Annotated in this window: 1 protein-coding gene and 1 pseudogene; one reads left to right on the top strand and one right to left on the bottom strand. The window is 44.5% G+C overall.

Annotated elements, in window-relative coordinates; translation table 11 throughout:
• Positions 1–1,585 (bottom strand): annotated as a pseudogene (locus ACLFWI_RS29210) (hypothetical protein); the annotation flags it as partial.
• 511 nt (positions 1,586–2,096) lie between these two features.
• On the opposite strand from ACLFWI_RS29210, the gene ACLFWI_RS29205 reads away from it, so the two are divergent.
• Positions 2,097–2,595: RNA methyltransferase (locus ACLFWI_RS29205; RefSeq protein WP_446415843.1), on the top strand; the 499-nt coding region annotated here is incomplete at its 3' end.

Here is a 2,595-nt window from a genome sequence, read left to right as displayed (position 1 = left end):
AGTTATTGGTGATATCTAAACTGAAGGAGTCTTCGGCTTCAACGGTTTGGTCAGCAATCGCGGTGACTAATAGAGGATCATTATTCGTCACATCACCACCACCCGTTAAGCCGGAATCTTCAAAGAAAGCCCCGGCTGTTACCTCGGGATTTCCCACAGTATGCGTCGGAACCGGACCACCATTATCCTGCAATGGACTCAATTGGGCATCGATTATTCTAATCTTGGCAGTCGCATTGTAATCGTTCCAGTTATTGGTAGCTTTCGGTGGATATTGGACATTCCCACCTTTGTCAGTTAATTCCTTGTTTGTGTGTTGCTGAATCCCCCAATCATTTGTGCCATTATCGGCTGTATTCTGGTAAAAGATGGTATTCTTGACGCTGACATCGGCATTCTTGCCAGCCGATACTCCACCACCAACCCAGCTAGCGTTATTGTAAGCGATAGTCGAGTCGATAATTTGGGTGGGACTGTAGAGTGTCATTCCACCACCGACACTCCCGGCTGTATCTCCTGTGGTTTGATTACCCGAAAAGGTGCTGTTAATAATTTTGGCTGGGGCGTCATAAGTCCATAAACCACCGCCCTGATTGGCTGCTGTATTATTAGCAAAGGTTGTGTCGCGAACAACTAATCCTTTGTTGAGTCCATTGCTAAGTTGAACAACGGCACCACCATTACCCTTATTTCCTCCATTAGGGAGTGCTAAAATTTCGTTATTTTCAAAGAGGCTGCCTTCGATAATTACATTGTCTTGAGTCCCTGTGTAGAGATAAGCCGCACCGCCTTCACCCCGTCCTTTATTTCCTTCAAAGACACTATCGATAATCCGAATTGTGCCAGAGGTAGCATCACTTCCACTACTGGCGCGGTCAGTGTAAATCGCACCGCCATAACCTCTCAAGGATGGATGCTTGTTTCCGGTATCGTAAAAGGCGGCGGTAGTGTCGTTATTAAGGAACGTGGAATTCTCAATGGTTAACTTGCCTTGGAGACTATTAATTGCCCCGCCGTTAATCCCTTGGTTGTTGGTAAATTCACTATTGGTGACGGTGATTTCTCCGGGACTGACAAAGGCAATGGCACCAGCACCACGTTCATCATTTCCGGCAACTGCTTTATTATTATCAAAGGTGCTAGCGTTAACGATTAAGTCGGTTTCCCAGGCGCTGTAGATTGCACCGCCACCGTTATCCGCGACATTGTTCTTAAACTGAACATTATCGACCGTTAATGCGCCTTGGTGGGTGATTTCAATGGCGCCGCCGCGTTCATTGGTATACCCGTTGATCAGGTCAAGGTTTTTTAAAGTCAGGCTAGCGTTGAAATCTTGATTCGAGTTGACATAAAAAATGCGGGATTGTTTGTTCCCGCTAATCCTCAGCCCTGGAGCGTCTGCCCCATCAATGGTTATATTTTTACCAGGGCGAATTTCCAGTTGACCGGTTCTGAGAGTAAGAGTTTTTCCGGCAATGCTGGAACTGAATTTAATTGTATCTCCTGATTGCGCTAGGGCAATTGCTTCTCTTAAGGAACCTGATCCATTGTCTTTTGTGTTGGTAACAATGATCTGTTGTGGCATGATTAAATCTCCGAGACTATTTTGCGAAATTACAGTGTTTTGCTTTTCGTTTTCAGCCGCGTGGTCAGGGGAGAGAGTCCTGTGGCAATAGTTGGTTCTTTATTCTTCTCCAAGACAATGAGATAAACAAGTTTCGCTCCTGTTTCTAGGTTAACGCATGGAAATCACACCCTCTATATCTATCAATAGAACAAGAGTTGAAAAATGACAGGTGGCAGTGAGGATATTTTACTAAATCTTTATCAAAAATTTGTGATTATATTATGAAGTCTTTATAAAGCTCAAGTAGAATAAACCTTGTCAGCGCTGTTTGCTCAATGTTGAGGCTAAGTTACATATTTATCATTGGCAACAAATTAAAGTGATCTTGATTTTTTTCAAATCCTATATATAGTGCTGACTATGAGGAATAACACTATATATTAAAGATTCGGTCGCGAAAAACCCGATATTTATCCGAAAATGAGAAAAAAGGCTGTAAATTAACCAATGATATGCTCACGGACAAGGCATGACGTTAGCGAATATACGAATTATCTTAGTCGAACCCGCAGGTGCTTTAAACGTAGGATCAGTTGCCCGGGTGATGAAAAATATGGGGTTGCACCAGTTATGGTTGGTCAATCCCCATTGTAATCCGAGGGCATCAGAAGCGCGGCAGATGGCGGTTCATGGTATCGATGTTTTAGAATCAGCCCAACAGGTAGCAACGTTACCTGAAGCGTTACAGGGATGTCAACGTGCGATCGCAACTACTGCCCGTACTCGTCATTTGCCGACGACTCTGGAACCACCACGCTTGGCATTACCCTGGTTATTGGAGAATAACATTACCTCTGCCCTGATTTTTGGACCCGAAGATCGGGGGTTAAGTAACGATGAACTCAACTATGCCCAGCGATTTGTCTGTATCCCAGCCAATCCAGAGTATCCCTCGTTAAACTTAGCGCAGGCTGTAGCAGTTTGCTGTTATGAACTGTCTCAACTCGCCTCCCCATCTTCCCAGACGC

The sequence above is a fragment of the Coleofasciculus sp. genome, assembly GCF_046539235.1.
Classification (GTDB): domain Bacteria; phylum Cyanobacteriota; class Cyanobacteriia; order Cyanobacteriales; family Coleofasciculaceae; genus Coleofasciculus.
Note: the sequence above shows the minus strand (reverse complement) of the source record. Positions and strands in the feature narration are given on the sequence as shown.